Raw genomic sequence first — 25,777 nt, forward strand, 5'->3', positions numbered from 1 at the left:
CCGATTGTGCCGGCCCACTCAACCGATTGTGCCGGCCCACCGATCTCGCCGCCGCGGGACTTTAGCTTACCGCCGATGAAGCCGAACTAATAACCGGCGTCGGGTTCCCTACCAATGGCGGCCGGACGATCTGAGGGCCGGAGCCTGAGATGTGCGCTTGGTTTCGAACGATATGCTGTGCCAAAACACTTTCCGCTACGCGGCGGCCTGAAGCCTGTTTCGTGTTTCCTTCACGTCTCTGGCCGGCGGCATTCCGAACATGCGTCCGTACTCGCGCGTGAACTGCGGCACGCTCTCGTAGCCGACTGCGTAGGCGGCATTCGAAAGCGCGCTGCCTTCCGAGATCATCATTCGCCTCGCTTCAATGAGGCGAAGCTGCTTCTGGAACTGAATTGGGGAGAGGGATGTGATTGCACGGAAATGCTGGTGGAACGACGAATTGCTCATGCCCGCAACCCCCGCCAGGCGCTCGACGGGCAATGTCTGCGCATAGTCGCTTCTAATGACCGCGACGGCGCGCGCAATCCGGTTTGCGTGGCTGTCCGCAACGCCGAGCGAGCGGATGATCGAACCATGCCGTCCCGCGAGCAGCCAGTAGTGCATCTCACGGATCAACTGCGATTGAAGCAGTGGAACCGAACTCGGCCGGTCGAGGAGGCGCATGAGCCGAAGTGCCGAGTCAGCCACCTCTGTCTCCGTCGGATCGACCTGGACTGGCTCGCCGGATTCAGCGCTGGCAATCCCCATCTCCAAGACGAGGGATTCCGTTACCGCGTGGTCAATGTCGAGAACCAGCGAGTAGTAGGGCACACCGAAGTTGGCTCTTGTGATCTGGCTGGCATTCGGCACATCCGCGGCAATGAGCAAAGACTCCCCTGCACCGAAATCGAAGGTCTTGTTGGCGATCGTCACGCGCTTGGTTCCCTGGAGGATCAGGGCGACCAGCGGCCGGGAAATTGAATACTGCAATTCACTGGGCGTCGTGGCGCGGATTGCACAGACGCCGGGGATGGGCGTTCGCGCAACACCGAACCGATCGGCATTGGCATCCGCGAAACGGCGGACGCAATCGAGCAGGGTGCTGGACATTTGCAAAACTCTCCAGTGATGAACTGTCGAAAAGTAGCAAACCACTTCACGGCGGCTCTCGCAAGTCTGTCTGGATGATTAGGCAAATTCTTGGGAGAATCCGGCAACCTTCGATCTTCATGTTCAATGATAGTCCTAATCGCAGCAGGTGCCGTGGTGGCTGCCCCTGGCAAACCAAGAAGATACTTAATGAACACGCTTTCCGGTCGTCGCATTCTGATCATGTCCACCTTCGGCTTCGAGGACGCCGAACTGTACATTCCGCGCCAGACGCTGCTTGATGCTGCTGCGCAGGTCGTTCTTGCGGCCCCAACACTCACGGAAATCCGTGGCGTAAACTACGATTCCAAGACAGGAAACTCTGACGTGTCCGAGGTGGCAATCACTCCGGACATGGTGCTCGATGACATCAACGTCACGGAATTCGACGCGCTAATTCTTCCCGGCGGCGTGGTTAATCCCGACAAGCTCCGGATGGAGCCGTTGGCCATTGCGCTGATCAAGGATTTCGTCGAGGCGGGCAAGCCGGTGGCGGCCATCTGCCACGCCCCGTGGCTATTGATCGAAGCAGACGTTGTCCGCGGCCGAAAAACCACAGGCTGGTACTCGATCCTCACCGACCTTAGGAACGCCGGATCGACGGTTGTCGACGAGGAGGTGGTGGTCGACGGCAACATCATCACCAGCCGGATGCCTTCCGACATTCCAGCCTTCACGCAGGCGATCGTCGCCTCTCTCGTCCGGCATTGAGCCGCACGTGCGCAACGCGATAAGCCATTGCGGGAAAGTATACGTCCATGACCAGCACGTTTCAACTTCTAGTCGACGGCGTCAGTCGAGAAGGGTCGGACAATGTCGCCGTCGACGTGACTAACCCCGCCACCGGGGAAAGTAGAGGCGGTTGTTTCTTCGAAACCGGTACTTGAGGACAGTCCATGAGCAATCTTTCCCTCCTTGATTCCCCGCTGTTCGGGGGAAGCTTCGTCGATGACGAAATGCGTGACGTGTTTGGAAGCGATGCTTTCGTGCGGCGCTGCGTTGAAACGGAAGTTGCGCTCGCCAGAGCCGAGGCTCGGCTTGGTCTGATCCCCAATGCGGCGGCGGCCGGCATTGCGGAGGCCGCCGAAACGGCCCACTTTGACCACGACAGGCTCCGTCGGGAAACAGAACTCGTCGGTTACCCGATCCTGCCTATCGTCGAGCAGCTTTCCGATGCCTGCGGTGACGCCGGGCGCTATTTGCACTGGGGAGCAACGACGCAGGACATCATGGATACGGCCACCGTTCTGCAGATCCGCAGCGCGTTTTTTCTCATAGAACAACGGTTGGCGGATACGATCGAGGCCCTTCGCCAGCTCGCCGCCGATCACCGGGACACGCCGATGGCCGGGCGGACCCATCTCCAGCATGCCTTGCCGATTACCTTTGGCTATAAGGCGGCGGTTTGGCTGAGTGCGCTGGAGCGACATCGCGAGCGCCTTGTACAGGTGCGTCCACGTGTCCTCGTCGTCCAATTTTCTGGCGCTTCCGGCACGCTGGCTTCTCTCGGTATAGAGGGTCTCGCGGTTCAGGCGGAGCTGGCGAATATACTAGGCCTCGCCGTCCCTGCCATTACGTGGCATTCCACCCGCGATGGTATGGCCGAAGTGGTGCAGTTGCTAGCGCTCATCTGCGGCAGCCTCGCCAAGATCGCGCTCGATGCCTCGATCATGATGACGACGGAATTGGGGGAGATCGCGGAGCCTTTCGCGCGACATCGCGGAGCGTCCAGCACCATGCCGCAAAAGAGGAATCCGGTCTCCTGCGAACTGATCGCCGCGGCTGCAAAGATGGTGCGCCAGCATGCAGGCCTGATGCTCGACGCCATGGCGCATGACTTCGAGCGGGCGACGGGACCGTGGCACCTGGAATGGTCCGCAGTACCTGAAAGTTTTGCCCTGACCTCCGGCGCGCTCACTCAAGCGGCTTTCATGTTGCAAGGCCTCCAAGTGTATCCAGACCGAATGCTGAGGAATCTGGACGCCTCGAAAGGGCTCATCGTCGCGGAGGCGGTGATGATGGCGCTTGCACCGATCACGGGCCGGCAAAGCGCACATGACCTCGTCTACACCGGATGCCGCCAGGCAATCGAGAGCGGTACGCCCCTGTTCGAGGTTCTGGCCCAAATGCAGGATGTCGTAATGCCGCTTGGCCTTGAACAGCTACGACACCTGGTGGACCCCTCCAACTATCTCGGCGCCGCGCCGGCGATGGTCGATCGCGTGCTCGCCCGGCGATAAATGTTCTTTACGAGAGATGTCTAGGGAAAGCGCCCGGTTTTGCCGGATGCTTTCTGTCGTTGTGATTCGATTGCCTGATGTGCTTCGCTTCGGCGGATTAGGCAAGTCTTGAGGAGGATACGGCAACGGGCCTCAGCGTGCGGGTGGCATAACGATCGTGTTGGCAAGAGATTTTTTTAGAAACAGGAGATCGACATGAACAGCATTTCTATCATCACCGGCGCAAGTCGTGGCCTCGGCCGTAACACCGCCATCAGCATCGCGCGCAGCGGCGACGTCATCGTGACCTATCGTAACGGTGCGGAAGAGGCGAAAGCCGTCGTGGCGGAAATCGAGGCGCTTGGCCGAAAGGCCGTTGCCCTTCAACTCGACGTCACCAACGTTGCATCCTTCGGCGCATTTGCCGAAAGCGTCCGCTCGGCCCTCTCCGCTACGTGGGGCAGAGAGACGTTCGACCATCTGGTCAACAATGCCGGACACGGCGAGATGGCCAGCCTGGCGGAAACGACGGAGGCACAGTTCGACACATTGTTTGACACCCACGTCAAGGGCGTCTTCTTCCTCACACAGGCGCTGCTTCCGCTGTTGGTCGACGGCGGCCGCATCGTCAATTTCTCGTCCGGCCTTACGCGGGTTTCCTACCCAGGCTTTTCAGCCTATTCCGCCGCCAAGGGCGCCGTGGAGGTTCTCACTCTCTATATGGCGAAGGAACTTGCCAGCCGGGGGATCACGGCAAATACGGTCGCGCCTGGTGCGATCGAGACCGATTTCCTCGGAGGCGCCGTACGTGATATGCCTGATCTGAACAAACAGTTCGCCGGCATGACAGCTCTTGGCCGTGTCGGCGTTCCCGAGGACATCGGGCCAATGATCGCAACCCTGCTCGGTCCCGAAAACCGCTGGATCACCGCGCAGCGCATCGAGGTGTCCGGAGGACAGGTCATCTGATCTCCAAGGGTTCGAAGGACGCAAATTCGAGGTGCCGCCACCCTGAGGGGGTGACGGCATTTTCACCAGGGCTCCAGCGCCTCGCTCAGGGCAATTCGCCGCCAGCTTTAACCTTCGCGGACCAAGGCCATTGCCGCTGTCGCGGCGATAGGCAAAGCGGGACCGGAATATTGGCGTGGCGCTAAACATCAGGCATTACCTGTGTTGTCGCCAGCCGCTTTCGGGTCCTTCACCAAGGCAACGGCGCCAGTTCTGGTGCCAAAATGGTCTGAAGTTATTTATCGGAAACTTGCTGCATCCGCTCTTTCCGAATGAAAGTCGGCCCGCACATCTACCATTTCTTATTTAGAAGGTGCCGCGAGCCAGACGCAGTTCGCTTTATAGCTTCTGATCATTATTGAGGACAGCCGCGACCAATCCCTGTTGTACTTCAGCCCAGTGGGACCCTGGAGCGGACGATTTCACTGGTATCTTTCAAGGTGCTTGGTTCGTCTACTGGCGTTGAGGCTCTGGCTCGCGTGATCACACCGTGAGACATGATCGCGCAGACATAGAAAGCGTGTATTATACACTTTCATGTTGACGCGCTTCCTACTTCCGGTTATGTGCATATTACACATTGATCAGGTGATGTAAAAATCCCTGCGCAGCGTATTTGGGCGTCCGCGATTCATGTGCGGTCAATAGCAGGGAGCCGCGAAAGATGGACATCGACGCATCTACAGCAGAGAACGACACAGCAGCGCCAAAGCTTGAATGGCGCGTGATGCTGCCGGTCTTTCTCAGCGTAAGCCTCTATGCGGCGAGTGCGGCCGCAGCCTTGCCAATTCTGCCATTTTATCTCAAAGAGATGGGCGGAACGCCGCTCGTTTTCGGTATCGTTATCGCCACTGAAGCGCTAACTCAATTTGTGGCGGGACCAGTGGTCGGCCAGCTTTCAGATCGCGTGGGACGTAAAAAAATTCTGCTGGCAACGCAGGTGACTGCTTTTACCAGCTTCCTCATGCTCGCTCTGGCAAACGCGGTATTTCCCGCTCTGTTGGCGCGCGTTCTATTCGGCTTTACGGGCGGGACATTCACCGCTGCCGCCGCGTACGCCGCGGACCACAGTTCCCCGGCAAACCGTCGGCAGGCCATAGGCATCCTAAATGCCGCTGTTGGGCTTGGAGGTATCGCCGGAGCGGGACTGTCGGGTTACCTGTCCGGCATCTCGCTAACTGTTCCAATTTACGCCGCAATGGGCTTCTCCGCGACCAGCTTCGTCGTGACAGCTGCCTTAATCAAGGGTCATGTAGCATCCCACGGCTTCGATGAGACCGTCAAGAGCCGGGCTGCGTCCGATAAGGCTTCAATCAGGTCGATCATCAGCTCTCCCTTGATCAGAGTGCTTGTGATCGTACTGCTCTGCTACTTTTTTGCCTATGGTATGTATGGCTCCCAGATCGCCAACTATCTTCAAGCGACTTTCACCAGTGAAGGCAATTCGTTTGGACCGCGCGAGCTAGGCTACATAATGGCCGCGGACGGTGCGATCAACATCCTTGTCCAGTTATTCCTGCTGCAATGGCTCGGGCGATACTTCACGGAACGCCGGCTGATTCTCCTCATATGCGCCATTGTGGCTGTCGGCTACATCACTGTGGCCTTTGCGATGACGCTTCCGGTTCTTGTCTTTGCCCTGCTTTGCGTAAGTGTCGGTGACGCCTTGGCGCGCCCCACCTTCATCTCGGCGCTCTCCGTCCATGCTCCACGCGAACGTCAAGGAATCGTGCTGGGAACCGCGCAATCGCTGCTTGCAGCTACGGAGACCGTCTCCCCCGTAATAGCCGGCTTTCTTATAGCCCAGGCACTCTATGGTGTCTGGACCGGCGCGATCATCGCGTTCGTTGCGCTTGCCGCAGCAGTCGCGTGGACAAGACTGCCGCTCACTGACCCTGAGGCAGAGGGACAGGCGAATGAATAAACATCCTGTTTTCGGTCAATGGCAGCGCTCCTCATCGAATTCGGCTCGAGAGTAACCACTTAATGACAAGCCAGAACATCTTGGAAGACAGAATCGATTTGGGGTCTGCGGGAGAAATCTTGAAGACTTCCGCCGCGTATGATGCGCTCTTTCGTAGCTATTCCCGGACGCTGGCTGCTCGCTTCGCGATCACCTCGTGGATGCGGACATTGATACTCCTTTTGTTCGCCACGTTGTTTCTTTTCGGCTGCACGCACACGCCAGAGCGCGCTCTCAACGCCCTTGAGGCCGACAATGCCTCGATCGCGGGATATGGTGAAATCCGAGCCTACCGCTATTCGCCGCGCAATGAAGTGCTTGCAAGCCATCGCGACTGGATGGTCAAGACCCATCCCAATGACAAAAATATACTGATGATCTCCGGTGGTGGCGCCAGCGGCGCTTTCGGTGTCGGCGTGCTCGCTGGATGGAGCGCCACGAACACGCGCCCGCGCTTTGATGTCGTAACCGGCGTCAGTACAGGCGCCTTGATCGCGCCATACGCCTTTCTAGGTTCGGCTTACGACAAGACGCTGGTGCACCTATTTACCAGCGGCGTTGCCCAGGAGCTTGTCGCGATCAATGGGCCATTCGGGGTATTAGGTTCAAGTCTGCTTAAGCCCGAGCCGCTCAAAAAACATGTTGAACGCTCGATCACACCAACTATTCTTAACCAGATTGCCGCCGAACACCGCAACGGTCGACGGCTGCTTGTTCTCACGACAAACCTCGATACCCAACGCGGCGTGATCTGGAACATGGGTGCCATTGCTGCAAGCGGGAACCCGGACGCCCTGAAGCTGTTTCGAGATGTTATCGTCGCTTCGGCAAGTGTCCCCGGCGTCTTTCCTCCAGTCATGATCCAGGCAACGTCAAACGGACGGCAGTTTCAGGAACTGCACTCCGACGGAGGATCAACGTCCCAGATTTTGACACCACCTCTTCTTGTCGAAAACGCGCTGTTTTCCAAGACGCCCGTTCAGCAAAAAGTCAATCTGTACGTGATCGTCAACAACGCGCTCATCCCTGAGTTCAACGTTACGCCTAACAGGACAGTGCCGTCTCTGGGCCGAGCATACGCGACCTTCCTGAAGTCTCAGGCGCAGAGCGAATTGACCGCGCTATACAACCACGCCCGCCGCACAGGAGCGAATTTCAATTTAGCATCAATCGACGTGCAGATTCCCTATTCAATGCTTAATCCGCTCGACAGGAACTACATGCAGGCCGTGTACAGGCTTGGCTACGAGCAGACTACCTCCGGGGCATTGTGGAAGGATACGCCAATCTTTCCGCTGAAATTATTACAGCCTGTTTCACAATGAGTTCGTCACCCGCAGCGCGGGCCGCCTCTCGTAAGGTTCTCGGATAGTGCCTTATCAAATGAACCGCACACTGAGGCGGCAACAAAAATGTGCGTTCCGCGCCCTTTAGCTCTGACACGTGCATGCCTGCTTAGGCGGTGCATGATTTACATCAAAAGCGAGCCTCCGATGACAGACGAACCTGATGTCCAGCGCCCAACAGGAAAGAAATTGCGGAGTTTGCTCCCGATTTTCGCAATCGTTGTCGTGGATACCGCGAGTGCAGGTCTCATTCTGCCTCTTCTACCATTTTACGCACAGGATTTCGGTGCAACACCGCTGACGATCGGATTTCTATTCGCAAGCTTTGCCATCTGCGAGTTTCTTGCTGGGCCCATTCTCGGCAACGCCTCCGACAGATCGGGGCGCAAACGGTTACTTATGGTCAGTCAGATCGGGACATGCGCGAGCTTCCTTTTACTTGCCGTGTCGCCCAACCTCCTTGTTGTTTTCCTGGCCCGCATCCTCGGCGGTTTGTCGGCGGGTAACGTTGCCATAGCTATCGCTTACGTCGCAGATAGGAGCGAAGCAAAGAACCGCCGACAAGCAATCGGGTTTGTAAGCGCGGCGATGGGATTGGGGACCATGGTCGGTCCAGCTCTTGGTGGCGCACTCGCCCCGATAGGGCTGGCGATTCCATTCTTGGTTGCTGCGGGGCTCTCCCTTGCCAGCATTGTAGCGACTTCAACTCTCCTTCCCGCGGATGATCAAGCTTCCCTCAGCCGACTGGATAGGTATGCCTACACGAACGGAAAACGTCGGACCAACCAAGGTTGGTTTGGCAGAGAAGATCGGGATGACGATGCGATTGGTGCGGCGCCGTTTTGCGTGACGAAATTTTGTCGTGAGATCGCTGATTTAATCGCGCTTCCCAATGCCAAGGCGCTCCTGACAGCGCTTGCCATACTGTATCTTGCGTTCAGCCTGTTCGCTTCACAACTCGCGCTCGTGCTTCAAGCGCGATACCAGTGGGGTGGCGAGCCATTCGGCCCGACCGAAATCGGGCTCCTGTTCACCGCGGCAGGCGCGACAAACATTTTGGTTCAGGTTGTGCTAGTGCGCGCCATCAGGAAGACGTTCCACGAGCGAACGCTGGCTACTGCGTCATTCGCGTTGCTCGCGATCGGTTTCGCCCTCATAGGTTTCGGCGATACGATCCCTGGCCTGGCCATGGGCGTGTTTACGGCCGCGTCGGGTCTGGCGCTGGCAAGGCCAACACTCGGCGCCGCACTGACCCTGATCGTGCCCGCCAGTTCTCAGGGTGTCGCCATGGGTATCGCCCAATCGCTTGCTTCTCTCATCAACATCATCGGGCCGATCGTCGGCGGACTTTTGATCAAGCAACAAAGTTACATCGGCTGGACCCTGGTCCTGGTCGCGCTCGCGTTAACGGGTCTCGCCGCAGTCGGACTGCTTTCTCTTTTTCCAAAGAAGTCCGATCCAGAAGAAAGATGACGTTGACGGCCGGCTCAAGACGAGCGTGCTGACCATTCGCTGAGCACGACCATGTTGCATCAGCTTCACCATTACAACAGGAGAACGAAATGTCACATCCCTGCCTCGGCTTGGCAACCATCCCACCAGATTATCGACCGATCGTGTCTGCCATCCTTTCGTTGTCGCTGTTATCGATTGTTGGGTGCGCGGCTGTACCGCTTGAACAGGCAAATTCTCTGACGTCCTACGAAGGCTTGATACCAAACAACGGGCGGTCGACCAAAGCGAACTATATAGTCTCTTCAGGGGATCTCGGCGCCGCTAAAACAATCTACATAGAGCCCACGATGGTGTCAGGCGCAGCAATTCAATCCGCTAAGAAATCTTCCGATCGAGCGCTGGTGGCGAATGTGATAAGCCGTGCCCTCTGCGTCGGTGTCAGCGACCGTTTCGAGGTTGTAAGTAGGAAGGACGATGCCGACCTTATTGTTCACGCAACCATTACGCAAATCGTCCCAACCAATCCCACAGTGGCCGGTCTCTCTACAGCGACGTCGCTCGGAGCTAGCGTCTTTTCCAGCGTGCCTGTTCCGAGGTTGCCCTTCGGGCTTGGAGGCCTTTCCGTCGAGGCAGAAGCCACGACGAGAGAAGGCAAGCAGGTCGGAGCGATGGTATGGGCTAAAGGAGCTAACTTCGTGACCACCAATGCGCGAGTGTCGCAGATTGGCGACGCTTATTCACTTGCGGCGAGCTTCGCAGGAGATTTTTCCAAGATGCTGGTCACGGGCAAGACCCCATTCAAGGGGCTGCCCAAGATCCCGTCGGGGCAACGAATAAAGTCGGGTCTTGGCGGGAAGCCAAAATACCCTGCTTGCGAAATTTTTGGCCGGTCACCCGGACTGAAGGACTTGGCAGGCTCACAGGTCGGGATGCCGCCGTCTTGGACTGACAAACAGCGTCCGACAGAAGCGCAATAGAAGGCAACGCACGAGCATCGCGTGGTCTGACGCTTGCAGTGACATTTGGTGGCTCTCATGGGAGCGCCAGGCCAGCATTCAATCCGTTGTGCAGCAGAGTGCTATAAGTTTCACTCGATACCGCGAGGCTGGCAGCGTCGACCGTCGCGCGACGAACGCACGCTCACTGACGGCCATCAATCATCAAGAACCACCTTGTCATGAACTAAGCTCCCAACTGACCGATGCCCGATGCTTTTGAGCTCGCGGGAGAACTTCGATCAAGAGCTTCCTGACCCGTCACGCCGACACTGGCAGCTTATCTTCGACGTTCGTGTCGACCTTTGGGCATGCAAAGAACCGATCTTTATTAGCCGCTCTTCCCATCTTGTTCAATCTTGCGGTACCCTCCGCCCGACCGATTTGACCCACTGGCCTGGGGCTGGCGGGCTCGGATAACTTGCCAAACATGGCGTCGCTTCTAACCTTCTTGCGCGGGCGCGGCGGCGATGCTGTCGGCGAACATCCGCATAAGGCGAACCAGTTGGTCGAAGTCTTCACGCGTCCAGTCCTTCAGGAGGGATACCGCCATTTTCTCTCGCGCTTTGTCGAGAGCGTCAGTCGCGGCTTTTCCCTTTGCCGTTATGATCGCTTCACGCACTCTTTTGTCGGTTGGAAGGGGACGGCGTTCGACGAGCCCGAGTTGCTCGAGACGCGCTACTTGGCGACTGACGGTCGTATAGTCACGCCCTATGCCATCGGCAAGTTCAACAACGCCAATCGGTCCGCGTCGCTCTATACCGACGAGGAGCGGAAACAAAGCCCGCTCCAGAGTAAGGCCTGCCAATTCCAGCAATTGCGCATCCCGTTCCGGGCGGTTCATCAGCCCGGCAATATCCATGAGAGAACGATGAAGCTCGGGCAGGGACTTCAATATATGTGTATTCTGCACTTTCTTTGTTGACACAAGCAACGCCTCCTGATGATATGTGCATCATACACATTGGAGGCGAAAATGAAAGTTGATAACGTAATCGGCGTCTTGATCTGCGGTGCGGGCGCTGCCGGCCTCACGCTTGCCATTGACCTCGCTCGGCGCGGCGTGACGTTCCGCCTCGTCGAGAAAATGAACCAGCCATTCCCGGGCTCGCGCGGCAAAGGTATTCAACCGAGGACGCAGGAAGTCTTCGAGGACTTGGCAATCATCGATCGTATTGTCGCGGCAGGTGGAACCTATCCGCGGATGCGCGAGTATCGGGACGATGGCACGTTCTCGGATAAGGACATGGGCGAGCAATTTGAACCGACACCAGCGGAGCCCTATCAAATCGCTCTGATGGTGCCGCAATTTCTCACGGAAAAGGTGATGCGTGATCGGCTCGCCGAACTCGGACATCACGTCGAGTTCGGACTTGAGCTTGTTGCCTTTGAACAGGACGAGGAATGTGTAATCGCCCGCCTTGCTGGACCATCCGGTCACGAGGTCGTTCGCTGCGAATATCTTGTCGGAGCAGACGGCGGCGGAAGTTTCGTAAGACGTTCGCTTGGCGTGGACTTCCCTGGGAGAACACTTGGTGTACGTGCGCTGGTAGCAGATGTCTCGCTATCGGGGCTTGACCGTCAGGCTTGGCACCAGTTCAACAGCGGAGATATGCAACGAATGGTTTCAGTTTGCCCGCTCGCGGGAACTGAACTTTTTCAGATCCAGGCACCGATTCCGCCGGAGGGCGATGTAAACCTGTCCGCCCAAGCGCTGCAACAAATGATCACCGAAAAGACGGGCCGAAGCGACATTAAGGTGCAGTCGGTATCCTGGGCGTCCGCCTATACGATGAATGCTCGCCTTGCAGAGCGTTACCGGGTTGGGCGGGTGTTCCTTGTTGGCGATTCTGCCCATGTCCATCCGCCGACTGGGGGCCAGGGCCTCAACACAAGCGTACAAGACGCTTATAATCTCGGGTGGAAGATAGCGGCAGTGCTGGGCGGCGCGGCGGACCAATTGCTTGATACCTATGAGGAAGAGCGTCGCCCCGTCGCTGAAGCGATGCTCGGGCTCGCGACAGGTTTGCTCGAGGCAGCGAAACGAGGCGGAATGCAGCGGGGCCGAGAGGTGCGCCAACTTGATATAGGATATCGAGGGTCATCACTGTCGCTCAATCCACCCGGCAGAGACGCACTTCTGCTCGCAGGAGATCGGGCGCCCGATGCGCCGGTGCGGGGTGCCGCAGGATCTACCCGTCGCCTCTTCGACCTGTTTCAAGGGCCCCACTGGACCCTGATTGGCTATGAAACGGTGGGTGATGTGATAACCGGTCAGAAGGGCCTTCGCATCCATCGGATCGGTAACGGATGCGAACTTGAAGATGACAAGGCCCACTTCCGTGAGGCGTACGGACTCTCATCGGGCGAATGGGTGCTCGTTCGGCCTGATGGATATGTCGGGGCGATCGTGGCTTCCAGCGATACTGCAAAACTGCAGTGGCTCTTTAAAGAAGTGCTGACAAGGGCGGACTGTTTTGCGCCCGACCTGAAAGACCCGCCGACCAAAGCCCCTTGCTCCCTCAGCGATTGCGATATTGGGTGAAGCCACCGCTTGAACACGCGGAGTCCGATGAACCGTGGTGACTGTCTAGTCCTGCGACAATAACCACACTGAGCGACAAGGACGTGAGCCGGCCTAGTGAGCCATCTGATTTTGATGGCGGCCGACGGCTCGATAGAGTATCCGCCTTCACGTCATAGGTTTTGTAGGAAGCCTTGATGCGGACCAGTACCAATTTCGCTCAAAGCGCAAGATGCTGCTCGAGTGCATCGGTCCCAGCAAATTCCTCTCTTTTCAAGGTGGCTATGATCCGCCCCATATCAAGCACGTGGCAGATATCGGCAACGGTCTTAATCAGGGTCACATCTTGCTCAGCTACGAGAATCGTCAATCCCATCCGATCGCGCAGCCGGACAATATGTTGTTCAATTTCCCCGACGATGGACGGCTGGATTCCTTCTGAAGGTTCGTCCAGCAGAAGAAGTTTGGGATTGCCAACCAAAGCGCGACCTATCGCGACCATCTGCTGCTGGCCGCCCGACATGGTGCCACCTTTTTGCCGTCGACGCTCATCAAGAATCGGGAACATCGCATGGATCTCCTTCATGAGCAGCTTCCGGTTGGGAACGTCGGACGAGACATTCATTCCCATTTCGAGATTCTCAGCAACTGTCAGGTCAGGAAATATGTGCCGCCCTTGGGGAACATAACCCAGGCCGGCGCGCGCGCGAGCTGCAGTCACCTGGCGCTCGATCGATTTACCTTCGATGCTGATGGTGCCCGAATGGAGTTTGTTGTAGCCCATTATGGTCCGGATCAACGTTGTTTTACCCGACCCGTTTCTCCCTACAATCGCGGTCACCTTTCCCGTAGGAATGCTGAGGCTGAGATTGTGCAGAACCTTTGTTCTACCATAGCCACTGGTAATGTCGTTCATCTGCAACATGGCCACTGTCCTATGCTCTGGATCCAAAATAGATTTCTTTCACACCTTGGTGGGTTCTGACCTGCCGAAGCGTTCCCTCAAAAAAGATTGAGCCCTGATTGAGTACCAAGATCGGAGCGTCGAGTGCGGATACAAAGGCCATATCATGCTCGACAATGATGACGGTCATGCCTTTCTGCCTATTCAAGCGCAACACGATCTGGGCGGTCTGCTGCGTTTCTTCGGGTGTCATTCCCGCCGTCGGCTCGTCCAACAACAAGATGCGTGGTTGACTGGCAATCGCCATACCGATCTCGAGCCATTGCTGGTGTCCGTGAGAAAGATTTCCAGCCCGATTTCCAGCCTGCGTTATCAGGCCAATCATATCTAGGGTCTCATCGATCACCATGTTGCGTGAACGGGCATCTCGACCTGTCTCGCGTTGAACTGCGATGCGGATGTTTTGGTAGACGCTGAGTTCCCGGAAAACGCTCGGAACCTGAAGCTTGGTGCTGACGCCAAGCCGAGCTATCTCATGCGGGTGCAAACCGTCGATGCGCTCGCCCGCTAACCTTATCTCGCCGGCGCTCGGGCGATGCAGACCGATCATCGTTTTGAGAAATGTCGACTTGCCGCATCCGTTCGGACCAAGGAGAACACGCATCTCCCCCTCGGGAACACCGAAGCTCATTCCGCGTAGCACTTGCAGGCCACCGAAAGATTTGTGAAGATTTTCGACTGTTACCAGATCGGACATTAAAGACGACCTCCAAGCAGGGGGCTTTTTTCCAGGCGCGCGACCCGCCGTCGTTCAAGGTATTCTTCCAGTGCCATCTCGATGGTCGTCACGATTCCCTGAGGGAAGAGCATGACAGTGCAGAGCAACAGGATAGCAAAGAACATCAGCGAATACTCTCCGCCGCCATAGGCGAGTTGCTGATTGATCCATTGAAGGGTGAACGTGGAAATCGTGACAGCCTGAATACTCGCACGCCCACCAGCTGCAACCCAGATGATCGGCAGGGTCGCCGCCGTCATGCCCATCGACGATGGTGCGATAAAATTATTCCAGGATGCAAAGAGTACGCCACCCAGAGCGGCAATGCCTCCGGCAATGATATAGGTCATCAATTGTATTCGACGAATATCATAACCGAACAGCTGGGTGCGCAGGGGATCTTCGCGGGTGGCAACCATAAGATAACCCCAGTTGGAATTCAGCAAGAAGCGCAGCCCGAGAAAGACAAGAATGAGCAGGGCCGCGACCAGCCAGAAGAACGGTTTATCGACGAACACGATGGCGAAATCTCCACTGCCGATCTGTAGCGGCGGAATGCCGACCATTCCATTGGAGCCACCCAGCAAAGCTGATCCAATGCGAAACTGCGGGCCGGACGTTCGGCTGAGCAGAGTTTCGGCAAGCAGCGTCAGCATTAGAGTAAAGATCGCGATGTAGAGCGATGAAATTCCGCCATAAAAGATGACATAGCCGACGATCGCGGACAGCAACATAATCAGGGCGATGCCGCAAACGGCCGCAAGCATGCTGTATTCGGGTGGGATGTTGATACTCACCACCCCATAGACATAGCCAGCCAGGCCGAAAAAGGCTGTTTGCCCGAAGCTGAATATCCCGGTGTAACCCCAGAGGATACACACGCTCAATCCGAGGAAAACCCAAACCATGAGGAAGCCGTTGTTCGAGACAGCATAGTCCTCGCCAATGATCGGGTACAGGAGCAACAGGGCACAGACAATGGCAAAGCTCCTCCAGTAAAGAGGCGAGGAGCCTACGGTTTGGGGGCCATTCAAGGCAGTAATAAAGTCGAAAAACTTCGAGCGCATGGCGTTATTTCACTTTTTTGCCCGCAGGATGTCCCAGAGGCCGGTAAAACCTTGGGGCAGAACCCGGATGAAGATCATCGTGATCAGAAGAATGCCGATCGAACCGGCAACGGAGTCCCAAAGCCACGTCAGGCCCCCATACACACTGCCGAGCGCTACGCTCGACATCAGGGGCCCAATCAGTGGATCCGCCCCCCCAACGATCAAGACCGTGAATGCTCGCCACAGGAAGCGGTCGCCGAAATACGGCGAGACCGGCATGAGAGGGGCGTATAGGGCACCAGTCAGACCGGCCAGCCCCGCGCCGAGTGCGAATGTTTTTAGATACATCGCTGTCGTATTGGTGCCGAGCCCCTCCGCCATATCCCTGTTTTGCATCGCGGCCCGAACATTCAGGCCAAAGCGTGTAAACCGGAACAGAAGAAATACCGCCACAAGCACGAGAGCTGCGCATCCGAAAAGGAAAAGCTCATAATAGTTATAGGCGGCGTCTCCTACCGTAAAGGAGCCAAAGGGTTGATCGATGCCTGGCTGGCTGGTTCCCAGCCACAGGAAGACAGCTTGTACGATGATGATATTGATGGCCCATGTCGCAAGCAGGCAGTCGAGCTTTCGATTGTACAGCCTGCGGATCAGCGTCATTTCCAGGAATGCGCCTACCGCTGCCGCAATCAAAGCGGCCAGAGGTATAGCAAGGAAGACTGACAGATTGGCTGCGCTGACAAGATAGACGGTCACCACGGCACCCAGCATGATGAACGACGCGTGAGCGAAATTGATGATGTTCATCACGCCGAAAATAATCGCCAGGCCAGTCGTCGACAGAACGAGAAAGCTGAAAGTGGCCAGTATTTGATAGAAAAGTCCAAACATGATCTCTCCAATGTCGGGGCCTGCGGGGGCAGTCGGTCCAATGGCAGGCCTCAAACGAGTGGGCAGCCACATAACAGGGACGCTCCGCCAAGCTGCGAGCTGAAGCGCCCTGGCGATGCCCGCTCAGAAAATCCCGAGCGCGCATTCACACCGGTTGCTGAGTTGCGTTACGCGTCCAGGGGAGAGTACTGGCGGCTTTCCGACTTCTTCGTCAGATCAACGCCGATGCTGCCAAGCCAGAAAGGCTCGATGTTTTCCCAGCTCTTGACAATTTCGAGCGTGTGATCCTGAGCGACCTTCCCCAGATGGACATTGTGGGAGACGTGATGGGACTTCGGATCCACACGGACCGTACCCTCCGGCGCATCATAGGAGATACCGGTTTCAAGCGCCTTGACGATCTCGATAGGGGTAACGTTGCCGGCGAGAGCAGCAGCCTTCGCATAGAGCTGGACGGCGACGTAGGTGTTTTGCGCAGGTTGACTAATGAATACTTCGTCGGGGAACTTTGCTCGGAAACGTTTTACGAAATCCGCGTTACGCTCGCCTGGCAATTCCTCCAGGTAACTGAAAGTCTCATGCAGGCCCGCGAGTACCGGCGACTTCATGCGGCGATGGCCGCCAGCCTGTGCAAGCGTGATGACAAAATCCGAGAGAGGAATGTTGACGCCGAGAGACGCGCGCTGGGTGAAAAACGCGCTCTGCTCCTTGCCCGTCAGCGATGAGTAGATCCAGTTCGGCTTTGCTGCCTGGACGCGACCAAGTGTCGAGTTGAAGTCGGAAACATTGAGCGGGACGGCCTCCGAACCGACCAACTTACCCTTGGCCGTGCCGACATATTTATTCAGCCAGAGCGTGGAAAGTTGACCCCAAACGTAGTCTGCAGCGAGATCATAGACATTCGCACCATACTGCTCGACCATGTAGGGAATGAGCGTGGCAAAGCCCTGCTCCGGAACCACGCCTGTGCAGAAGGTCCAATTGTCCGCGACACCGCCTTCATAACAGGTAGGGTAAAAGTAGGGGATTTTCGCTGCATGAGCGATCGGTCGAATGGCTTCGCGGTCCTGGCTACCAATGGCACCGAAGATGGCATCGACCTTATCGCGTCCGATCAACATCCGCGCCATTGACACGTACCGGGAGGTATCGGACTGGGTATCGACGATCACGGCCTCGACCTCCCGCCCGTTGATGCCGCCAGACGCGTTAATTTCCTCGATCGCTAATTCGGCCGCGTGCACGGCAGGAAGGCCGTATTCACCAAACCCACCGGATTGATCGAACAGGAAGCCTAGCTTGACTGGTCCTTCTCCGGCGGCCTGCGCAGGCGAGGTCACGCTCAGGATGGCGGGTGCGGCAAAGCTTCCCGCAGCGATTGCCGTTACCCCCCTGAGGAACTGCTTGCGCGTAATTCCCATCCTATTCTCATCGTTGTTCATGGCATTCCCCTTTTTGTTATGAAGAAGCTCGATCGGCCAAATGGCCAAGCCTCCCTTGATAACCCGTTAACATATCAGCTGTCAACGCATTACGGATCGCTGTCGAAATTCCGGTAGGTTGAACTGCAGGCAACACACGCGATTACCGAAGTTCGGAGGCAAATAAGCTAAAAATTAGGCAGTCTGACATTGTTTTCCTTGTCCACCACTGATATGTCAGTAGCATGTTTCGCGGGGCGCGCACCGGATAAGGCGGTGCATTTCGGTTCGCGCGACTGTTTCGGTCCTCATTGGAAGGTAAAGATGATGAGATTTGTTTCCTCACAGGAAGCCGTGTCCGGCATAGCCGACGGCGCAACAGTAGCTTCGGTCGGCGTAATAGGGTGGGTAACGCCGGACGCAGTTTTAAAGGCTCTTGGTGATCGGTTCGCCGAAACAGGTTCGCCGCACGGCCTGACGTTTTACTTCCCATGCGGGACCGGTGATGCGCAGGGCATCAGGGGAATGGACCACGTCGCCAAGGAAGGCTTAATGAAGCGCATAGTCGCTGGATCCTACATCAATCCGGTTGACCCGGTGACCGGGAAGCGGCCGGAACTGATGCGGCTCATTCGCGAAAACAAGATCGAAGCCTATTCATGGCCGATCGGTGCGTCGATGCACTGGTTGCGTGAGGTGGCACGCAAGAGTCCCGGATACCTAACGGACGTTGGTCTTGGCACCTATGCAGATCCGGAACTTGGCGGCGGTCGGTTTACTTCACTTGCGACAGAGGAACTCATCCGGAAGGTCGATTTTGAGGGTCGCACGATGCTTTATTATCCGACATGGCCGATCGACGTCGCGATCGTCAGGGCGTCGTCCGCCGATGAATACGGCAACCTGTCATGGGAAGACGAAGCTTTGGTTTCGGCGAACATCGGTTTGGTCCTGGCGGCCAAGGCGTCGGGGGGGCGGGTCATTGCACAGGTCCGGCGGATCGTTCCGACCGGTAAACGGCTCGCCTCACAAACCTCCGTTCCGGGTTATTTCGTCGACGACGTCGTCGTTGTTCCGGACATGATGATGACGTCACACACTCCGTTTGATTCCGCCTACTTTTCAGGTAGCCGGCGCCCGATCAGCGAGTTGCCAATACCGGCCATGTCCGCAGACAAGGTAATCGCGCGCCGCGCCGCTCATGAGGTGCGCAAGCGGGAGCTATCAATTTTTGGGTTCGGCGCTTCTGCGGACATCCCTCTGGTAATGGCTGAAGAAGGCATGCTTGACGATCCATCAGGCCATGACTACTGGTTTACGACCGAGCACGGATCCTATGGTGGCGTCGTGATGTCCGGATGGCAATTCTCTGCGAACATCAATCCGGACGCGATCATGGATGGCCTTTATCAGTTCGATGCCATCGATGGCGGCTTATGCCGTTTTGCCGCCCTCGCGTTTGCCCAGTTCGACGCTGAGGGAGTCGTGAATGTATCGAAATTCGGCGCCGCGAATCCTGGCGCTGGCGGTTTTATCGACATCGCTCACAATGCTGAACGACTTGTTTTCACAGGGACGTTCACGACCGGCGGCTTGGAAACAGTCTTCGAGGACGGAAAACTCAAGATTCTGCAGGACGGCCGGATCTCGAAGTTTGCGAAACAGGCTGAAAGTGTCACCTATCGTGTGCTGGACGGCGTACGCGACAGAGGGCAGACCGCAAAGATCGTCACGGAACGCGCCGTGTTCGATGTCACGCCGCGCGGGCTAAGATTGTCGGAGATCGCGCCTGGTGTCGATGTAAGGCGTGATGTGTTGGAACGGATGGATTACGCCCCGGCGGAAATTGCCGATCCGCTGCCACTTATGGACCGCTCGCTTTTCCTGCAGACGGCTGCAGTAGCCCAAACGGAGGAGGTAGCCAATGCTTGATCTGGCCATCGAAAACCGCGTCGCCATCCTGACGATCAACCGCCCGACACGCCGCAACGCTCTGGGCACGGAACTAGTCGAGATGCTCGAAGAAAAGTTCCTCCAACTAGGCGGAGATGCCGATATCGGCGCAGTCGTCCTGACGGGCGCCGCCCCAAGCTTCTGCGCGGGAAGTGACCTCAAAGAACTCGGCACCATGGACGTCAGCGGGATGGTTCGCCACGAAGCCCATACCGCACGCATGGCTCGCGCGATCGGGCTTCTCGATCTTCCTGTCATCGCGGCCGTCGAGGGGCACGCCCTGGGTGGAGGGTTTATCCTAGCGATGTCATGCGATCTTGTCGTCACGGCCGAGACTGCAAAGTGGAGCCTGCCAGAGGTCCCCAACGGATGGCTGCCGCCTTGGGGACTGAAGGCGCTTGCAAGCCGCGTCGGAATGACGACAGCTCGTCAGCTCGTCTGGGGTTATGAGGTTCTGGACGGCGCCACAGCATGCAAATTGGGCGTTGCTGACTACTTGACCCCGCCGGATGGGGCCCTTGAAAAGGCGCGGGAGATTGCCGCCCGCCTCGCTGCCCTGCCGCGCGTGGCGGTAAAATCCACCAAGCGCTATTTCCAGGCGGAAGTACTGGGGGCGGCAGAAGTGTGGGACGCGCAGGCCGGGGAGATATTTGCAGAAAACTGTGCCCATGAGGCGGCCGCAGCTACGCTGAAAAAATTTGCCGTCAAGAAATAGCCGGCACCGCACGGCAGACAGACAAAGGGAGAATAGTCAATGAGCATCCGTCGCCCCAGCATCGACCGGCTTCACAAACTTGCAAGCGCCAACCATTTCTCCATCGGTTCGGAAGAGGAGGGTTCATATACGGCGCTGTTCGACCATATTCTCGAGCAGTACGACGCTCTAGAAGCGAGCCCAGTTTCCCAAAGCGTCCCGCCGACGCGAGATCCAGGCCATCGACCCGCGCCGCATGAGAATTTTTGCAACTCCTTTGTCCGCAAGCTGTCCATACGCGGCGCGAGCGAGGGTCCGCTTCACGGCAAGCGGATCGGCATCAAGGACAACATCAGCATCGCTGGCGTGCCGATGACGTGCGGTTCGGATGTTCTCGAGTTCACCCCGCAACAGGATGCAACGATCGTATCGCGCCTGCTTTCCGCAGGCGCCGAGATCGTTGCCGTTGTAAATATGGATAATCTTGCCTTCTCTGGCGCGGGTGATACCAGCGCACATGGACCCACACGCAATCCACACGACGAGACGAGGCTCGCAGGTGGCTCATCGGGTGGCTCGGCGGCAGCCTTGCTCTCCGGCGAGGTCGATATTACCATCGGTGGAGACCAAGCGGGATCGATCCGGATTCCCGCGTCCTGGTGCGGTGTGGTCGGATTGAAGCCAACCTACGGGCTTGTGCCGTATACTGGCATTCTCGGATACGATCTCACCTTCGACCACACCGGTCCAATGGCCCGAACGGCGCGAGAGGTGGCTGAGACGCTTGCCGCGATCGCGGGCAAGGACCCGCTTGATCCGCGACAGCGGGAGGTTACTGTTGTCGACTATGTCGGCGCGCTTGACCGGAAGAACCTGAGCGGCATCAGGATAGGCATCCTACGCGAAGGTTTTGGCACGGCCGGCTCCGAGCCAGACGTTGATGCAACCGTGCTAGGCGCAGCAAAAGCGCTTGAAACGCTTGGAGCGACGATCATCGAAGTTTCCTATCCCGGCCACGCAAAGGCTGGGCCGATTGTTTGGGGGGTGTTTGCCGAAGGCGTGACGGCGACCTTCCAGGGCAATGGTCATGGGCACCATTGGGATGGTGCCTACAATCCGGAACTCTCTCAGGCTTTCGGCACCGGCATGCAGGAAAGGGGCGATCGAATGCCCCTGCAAGCGAAATTCAATCTGATGCTTGGAACTTATCTGCGTGAAGACTATCAAGGGCGCTTCTACGCCAAGGCACAGAATATGCGAGCCGCGCTGCGGGCAGGGTACGATATGTTGTTGGAACAAGTCGATATTTTGCTGATGCCGACAACGCCAATGAAGGCGCACATTTACAATCCGGACCAGTCTCCGGAAGAACTTGTGCTTGCGGGATGGAACATGGTGGCGAACACCGCACCCTTCAACATGACGGGACATCCTGCGCTGAGCGTCCCCTGCGGGACATCCGCTGGACTACCGGTGGGCATGATGCTCGTCGGCAGGAAATTCGAAGACGAAAAGCTGCTTGCTGTCGCCGATGTGTTTGAGAGGGCCTCAGCTTAGGCCGCCCGCAGTCTTACCGCGTTCCACGACCAAGCCCAGGCCTCATCCGGCGGCCCGGGCTTGGTTGCTTTAGATGCGTCGCTCGATTGCCATTCTGGTTAGGCTTTCAAGATAGTCCATGAGTTGGACAACTTGTTCGGCAGCGTCAGCGGGAGCGTTGTGGGCAATGGACGTGACGACTTTGGCATGAAGCTTGGCGGCGCCCTTCATCTGCTCCTCCCCAATATAGGCATACCAAAAACGCCGGGAGAGGCCGTGGACGGCCCTGATCGTTTTCTCGAACGTCTCGTTGTGGGTCGCCGCTGCCACCATCTCGTGAATGGCTTTGTTCGCTTCGTAGAACTTTGCGCGGTCGCCAGTGCTCGCCGCGGCGTCGATCTCGTCTGCTAGTTCGATCAACCTGCGCCTCTCTGCACCAGTTGCACGCACCGAGGCAAGGCGGGCGCCGAGGTCTTCCAACGAGCGTCGTACCTCCAAAAGCTCCAATTGCTTCAAGACGTCGACCGGGGTGACCAGCGCTCCCCGCCGAGGATGAACATCAATATATCCCTCAAGCTTCAGCCGCTGCAAAGCTTCCCGAACGGGAGTCCTCCCGCAACCGAGTTCCTGGCCGAGTTGCGCTTCTGAAATCATTGAGCCGGGCGAGAGGTCCTGCATCACGATCATTTCTTCGATGCGACGATACGCTTTCTCCGCCATCGATTCCTGGTCGATCTTTGCTTTCAACTTCATCTCCAATTTCACACCGTCTTCTTCCCGATGACAAGTTGGCCATCGCTCAACTTTGCTTATCAGTTGTATATCAGTGGCGTCCAGTGACCGACAATATTTTTAGTCATTTGCCACGACGACCGCCGCGAAAGAGGCAAATCTCCTCCCCGGAGCGGCGAGATCAGCAGCGAAGGTTAAAAAAGACCTTGCGCCCAAAAAATCATCTGACATACTAATGGTCGCCCAGTGAGGCACTCAGTCTAAATCGCTGCTCAGAAGGCCGTAAGATGGCCAAGCTGCATCCTTTACGCCGAGAAAAAAGCTCAGCAGAAATCAACAAAGAAACGGAGCGGGAACTATGAACATTCGAACCATATGTACAGCTGCAACAATGTCGGCAGCGCTAGTATTTGTCAGTCCGGCCATGGCAGAGGAAGCCAAGTCAGTACGCATCAATCAGGCCTTCCAGTCGTTGCTCTACCTCAGCCTCTACGTGGCACATGACGCCGGGTTCTTCGAAGAGGAGGGTGTCGATGTCAAGGTTACAACGGGTGGCGGCGGCTCGCAGGCCTGGTCTGCCGTCCTGGGCGGCAGTGCTGATTACTCAATTCAAGACCCGGTTTTCCCGACTATTAGCCGAGAACAAGGTGGGCCTGGTGTTGTGGTCGGCACCATTTGCAACGCTGAGACCATCTACGCGCTTGCCAAGAACTCAGACATCAAGCTGACCGCTAATTTCTCTGACCTTCTATCTAAGGGCTACAAAATTTCGACACAACCACAGCCGGACTCCGGCTGGGCTCGTCTAACAGACCTGGCGCAGCGCCTTGATATCAAGCCGTCGGGTAGCACATACACGAACGTGCAGGTCCCGATCGGCAGCGAAATGGCGTCGGTATTTGCAGGCCAAACGGACATTGGGCTGTCCTATCCGCCAGTGGTAGAGCAGGCGGAGGACCAAGGCTTGCACGTTGCGTTCTCGTTTGCTGCAGCTTCCAGGCCGTATCTTTTTTCGAGCCTCAACACGACACAGGCTTTCATTGAGAAAAATCCGCAGACGCACCAAAAGGTAATGAACGCCTTTGAGAAGGCGAGCCAGTATATTTATCGTTACCCCGAGGAGGCCGTTAAAATCGCCATCCGCGAGTTTCCCGACCTTGACGAGAAAATCGTCCGTAAAGCAGTCGAACGGATGATCTCCGAACTGGCTTATCCCGAACATGCTTTTGCAGAATACAACGCCTTCACGGCCAATCAGAAGATGCACGTCTTCGTCGGTACGATCAAAAAGGCAGCAACGGTGGAAGATGGCCTCGATAATACGGCTGCTTTGTCTGCCTATCGCACGCTGGGGCGGATCGAATGGTCCGAGCCCCGTCCGATCGCCAAGACTGTAACCCAGTAACAGCGGTGATCAGGCATGTGGGAAAGCACCCACATGCCCTTTCGGAGGGGAATATCATGAGTGCAGAAAACAAATCTGAGGCTCTCGGGTCAACCGAACCTCGAGCCCGCGTAGAGGTCAAATCCGTTTCCAAATCATTTGCTACGAAGGAAGGCACGGTTCAAGCTTTGCGCCATATCGACCTCGTCGCACGCGACCAGGAATTCACCTGCATCGTCGGTCCCAGCGGGTGTGGAAAGAGCACACTTTTCAATATTATCGCCGGCTTGCTCGATCCGACCTCTGGCGAGGTTCTGGTTGACGGCACGCCTGTCCAAGCAGGCATTGCCGGTCGCATGGGATACATGCAGCAAAAGGACCTGCTCATTCCATGGCGAACGATCTTGCAAAACGTCACTATTGGGCTTGAGATCCAGCGACAACCTTCTGTGGAAGCCCGGGAGAAAGCGATTGCCTATCTGAAACTCTTCGGGCTGGAAAAATATCGCGACAGCTATCCAGCAGCTCTATCGGGCGGTATGCGCCAGCGGGTCGCGCTCATGCGGACGCTGGTCATGGGGCAGGACATCATCCTCATGGATGAGCCCTTTCAGTCACTGGATTATCCGACGCGTGTCGCCCTTGAGGCCGATCTGCTCGAGATGGTGCGGGAACTGAAGCGCACGGTTCTGTTTATCACCCACGATATTGAAGAAGCCGTGTCCATCGCTGACAAGGTCTACATTTTGAGTAAGGGTCCCGGTACCGTTCGAGATCTGCGAACCATTCGCCTCAACATGAAGCGTGAATCCCCCATCGACGCCCGCAAGAACCCTGAATTCCATACGCACTACGCTGCCATCTGGAATCAGCTCGAGGTCGTCACAGATCTGAGGAAGGAGCGTGCACAATGACGGACGCTGTTCAAAATCAATTCCCCGTCAAAGCCACTGATGAACGAAATGCGGCCCGTGAGATTGAGCGCCGCGAGCGGCGTGAAAGTGTCCTCGTTCGTGTTGTTCAATTGTTGATCGCGGTCTTGCTTTTCGGCGCCTGGGAATGGGGGGCGAGAACGGGCAGCATAAGCACGTTTCTGTTTGGCTCGCCCTCACAGGTTCTAAAACTGGCGATGGCCCGAATAGAGAACGGCTCTCTCCTGTATGGAGCCTACGTGACCGGACTTGAGACAATCATCGGTTTTCTTCTCGGGAGCGTGATCGGCACCGCTATCGGGCTTGGTCTCTGGTACTCACGCTTCGTTGCGCGCGTTATGGGCGTCTACATTCTCGCTCTTGGCTCGGTTCCGGTGCTTGCCCTGGGCCCGCTGATCATCATCTGGTTTGGAGTTGGAATCGAATCCAAGATCATCCTGGCGACCGTCTCCTGCGTCATCGTCGCGCTTCTTCAGGCCTATGAAGGAGCTCAGCAGGTCGACAAGGATCTCATCAAACTTCTGAGGTCTTTCGGCGCAACCAAGATCCAGATCTTTACCAAGGTTGTCATCCCGTCATCTTATGGGTGGGTCGTCGCTGCCGCAAAGCTGAATGTAGGTTTCGCCCTCATCGGCGCTGTGATCGGCGAATACATTTCCTCTGAGGCAGGCCTCGGCAACATCATCCTCATTGCAGGCGCGAACTACAACATTCCGCTCGTTCTTTTGGGCATCTTCAGCCTGATGATTCTTGCCTTTGTCCTGAGCATGGCCGTGGGTGTCTTGGAGCGCTTCCTGCTGAAGTGGAAGAGCGCCGGCAGCCGCTAGAAAACTACGGCCAGCCACCCTTCTGGCGGCTGGCCGAG

General features: G+C 56.9%; 22 protein-coding genes. 14 read left to right on the plus strand and 8 right to left on the minus strand.

Going from position 1 to position 25,777, the window contains the following annotated elements:
- Positions 1-195: 195 nt before the first annotated feature.
- The gene (locus DEM27_RS25815; protein WP_109461122.1) at positions 196-1,089 is read right to left on the minus strand and encodes an AraC family transcriptional regulator; all 894 of its coding nucleotides are present in this window, start codon (positions 1,087-1,089) and stop codon (positions 196-198) included.
- Between the two features lie 189 nt (positions 1,090-1,278).
- On the opposite strand from DEM27_RS25815, the gene DEM27_RS25820 reads away from it, so the two are divergent.
- The 7 genes from DEM27_RS25820 to DEM27_RS25850 all read left to right on the plus strand — a co-directional run bounded on the left by DEM27_RS25820 (position 1,279) and on the right by DEM27_RS25850 (position 10,096).
- Complete coding sequence (locus tag DEM27_RS25820) at positions 1,279-1,839, plus strand: type 1 glutamine amidotransferase domain-containing protein (RefSeq protein WP_109461123.1); 561 nt, start codon at positions 1,279-1,281, stop codon at positions 1,837-1,839.
- Positions 1,840-2,024: 185 nt separating this feature from the next.
- A complete protein-coding gene (pcaB, locus tag DEM27_RS25825; protein WP_109461124.1) occupies positions 2,025-3,368 on the plus strand; it encodes a 3-carboxy-cis,cis-muconate cycloisomerase in 1,344 nt (447 codons plus the stop codon).
- Positions 3,369-3,563: 195 nt separating this feature from the next.
- Entirely contained in the window at positions 3,564-4,316 is a 753-nt protein-coding gene (locus DEM27_RS25830; RefSeq protein WP_109461125.1) for an SDR family NAD(P)-dependent oxidoreductase, read from the plus strand.
- Between the two features lie 703 nt (positions 4,317-5,019).
- A complete protein-coding gene (locus tag DEM27_RS25835) occupies positions 5,020-6,279 on the plus strand; it encodes an MFS transporter (protein WP_109461126.1) in 1,260 nt (419 codons plus the stop codon).
- A gap of 200 nt (positions 6,280-6,479) precedes the next feature.
- The gene (locus tag DEM27_RS25840) at positions 6,480-7,643 is read left to right on the plus strand and encodes a patatin-like phospholipase family protein (protein ID WP_109461214.1); all 1,164 of its coding nucleotides are present in this window, start codon (positions 6,480-6,482) and stop codon (positions 7,641-7,643) included.
- Positions 7,644-7,811: 168 nt separating this feature from the next.
- The gene (locus tag DEM27_RS25845; RefSeq protein ID WP_165823602.1) at positions 7,812-9,137 is read left to right on the plus strand and encodes an MFS transporter; all 1,326 of its coding nucleotides are present in this window, start codon (positions 7,812-7,814) and stop codon (positions 9,135-9,137) included.
- Between the two features lie 89 nt (positions 9,138-9,226).
- Positions 9,227-10,096, plus strand: a complete 870-nt coding sequence (locus tag DEM27_RS25850; RefSeq protein WP_109461128.1) for a DUF3313 domain-containing protein — start codon at positions 9,227-9,229, stop codon at positions 10,094-10,096.
- Between the two features lie 460 nt (positions 10,097-10,556).
- On the opposite strand, the gene DEM27_RS25855 is transcribed toward DEM27_RS25850, so the two are convergent.
- On the minus strand, positions 10,557-11,048 hold the full coding sequence (locus DEM27_RS25855; protein WP_245446117.1) for a MarR family winged helix-turn-helix transcriptional regulator: 492 nt from the start codon (positions 11,046-11,048) through the stop codon (positions 10,557-10,559).
- 42 nt (positions 11,049-11,090) lie between these two features.
- Here DEM27_RS25855 and DEM27_RS25860 point away from each other — a divergent pair, with 42 nt between their 5' ends.
- The gene (locus tag DEM27_RS25860; RefSeq protein ID WP_109461130.1) at positions 11,091-12,659 is read left to right on the plus strand and encodes an FAD-dependent oxidoreductase; all 1,569 of its coding nucleotides are present in this window, start codon (positions 11,091-11,093) and stop codon (positions 12,657-12,659) included.
- Positions 12,660-12,858: 199 nt separating this feature from the next.
- On the opposite strand, the gene DEM27_RS25865 is transcribed toward DEM27_RS25860, so the two are convergent.
- The 5 genes from DEM27_RS25865 to DEM27_RS25885 form a co-directional block, all read right to left on the minus strand.
- Positions 12,859-13,563: an ABC transporter ATP-binding protein gene (locus tag DEM27_RS25865; RefSeq protein WP_109461131.1), complete on the minus strand. Its 705-nt coding sequence runs from the start codon at positions 13,561-13,563 to the stop codon at positions 12,859-12,861.
- Between the two features lie 10 nt (positions 13,564-13,573).
- Positions 13,574-14,299 (minus strand): ABC transporter ATP-binding protein, encoded by a 726-nt coding sequence (locus tag DEM27_RS25870; protein ID WP_109461132.1) that lies wholly within the window; start codon positions 14,297-14,299, stop codon positions 13,574-13,576.
- On the minus strand, positions 14,299-15,387 hold the full coding sequence (locus tag DEM27_RS25875) for a branched-chain amino acid ABC transporter permease (RefSeq protein ID WP_109461133.1): 1,089 nt from the start codon (positions 15,385-15,387) through the stop codon (positions 14,299-14,301). Before DEM27_RS25875 ends, DEM27_RS25870 begins: the two co-directional genes overlap by 1 nt.
- A 9-nt stretch (positions 15,388-15,396) precedes the next feature.
- Positions 15,397-16,260: a branched-chain amino acid ABC transporter permease gene (locus DEM27_RS25880; RefSeq protein ID WP_165823604.1), complete on the minus strand. Its 864-nt coding sequence runs from the start codon at positions 16,258-16,260 to the stop codon at positions 15,397-15,399.
- Positions 16,261-16,427: 167 nt separating this feature from the next.
- Positions 16,428-17,702 carry an urea ABC transporter substrate-binding protein gene (locus tag DEM27_RS25885; RefSeq protein ID WP_128755572.1) on the minus strand — a complete coding sequence of 425 codons (1,275 nt, stop codon included), beginning with the start codon at positions 17,700-17,702 and terminating at the stop codon, positions 16,428-16,430.
- Between the two features lie 303 nt (positions 17,703-18,005).
- Between DEM27_RS25885 and DEM27_RS25890 the strand changes: the two genes are divergently transcribed.
- Genes DEM27_RS25890 through DEM27_RS25900 form a run of 3 tightly spaced genes read left to right on the plus strand, consistent with a single transcriptional unit; the run spans position 18,006 to position 21,885 of the window.
- Complete coding sequence (locus DEM27_RS25890) at positions 18,006-19,613, plus strand: CoA-transferase (RefSeq protein ID WP_109461136.1); 1,608 nt, start codon at positions 18,006-18,008, stop codon at positions 19,611-19,613.
- The gene (locus DEM27_RS25895) at positions 19,606-20,349 is read left to right on the plus strand and encodes an enoyl-CoA hydratase/isomerase family protein (RefSeq protein WP_109461137.1); all 744 of its coding nucleotides are present in this window, start codon (positions 19,606-19,608) and stop codon (positions 20,347-20,349) included. The genes DEM27_RS25890 and DEM27_RS25895 overlap by 8 nt, the downstream gene beginning before the upstream one ends.
- Before the next feature lie 39 nt (positions 20,350-20,388).
- Positions 20,389-21,885 carry an amidase gene (locus tag DEM27_RS25900; protein WP_109461138.1) on the plus strand — a complete coding sequence of 499 codons (1,497 nt, stop codon included), beginning with the start codon at positions 20,389-20,391 and terminating at the stop codon, positions 21,883-21,885.
- A 69-nt stretch (positions 21,886-21,954) separates the two neighbouring features.
- On the opposite strand, the gene DEM27_RS25905 is transcribed toward DEM27_RS25900, so the two are convergent.
- Complete coding sequence (locus tag DEM27_RS25905) at positions 21,955-22,611, minus strand: GntR family transcriptional regulator (RefSeq protein ID WP_245446120.1); 657 nt, start codon at positions 22,609-22,611, stop codon at positions 21,955-21,957.
- 343 nt (positions 22,612-22,954) lie between these two features.
- Between DEM27_RS25905 and DEM27_RS25910 the strand changes: the two genes are divergently transcribed.
- From DEM27_RS25910 to DEM27_RS25920, 3 genes are read left to right on the plus strand one after another with little or no spacing between them, the layout of a single operon-like run.
- The gene (locus DEM27_RS25910) at positions 22,955-24,001 is read left to right on the plus strand and encodes an ABC transporter substrate-binding protein (protein WP_109461139.1); all 1,047 of its coding nucleotides are present in this window, start codon (positions 22,955-22,957) and stop codon (positions 23,999-24,001) included.
- Positions 24,002-24,057: 56 nt separating this feature from the next.
- Positions 24,058-24,894 (plus strand): ABC transporter ATP-binding protein, encoded by an 837-nt coding sequence (locus DEM27_RS25915; RefSeq protein WP_165823606.1) that lies wholly within the window; start codon positions 24,058-24,060, stop codon positions 24,892-24,894.
- A complete protein-coding gene (locus DEM27_RS25920) occupies positions 24,891-25,739 on the plus strand; it encodes an ABC transporter permease (RefSeq protein WP_109461140.1) in 849 nt (282 codons plus the stop codon). The genes DEM27_RS25915 and DEM27_RS25920 overlap by 4 nt, the downstream gene beginning before the upstream one ends.
- The last annotated feature ends 38 nt before the right edge of the window (positions 25,740-25,777 follow it).

The sequence above is a fragment of the Rhizobium album genome, from assembly GCF_003122325.1.
Taxonomy (GTDB): domain Bacteria; phylum Pseudomonadota; class Alphaproteobacteria; order Rhizobiales; family Rhizobiaceae; genus Metarhizobium; species Metarhizobium album.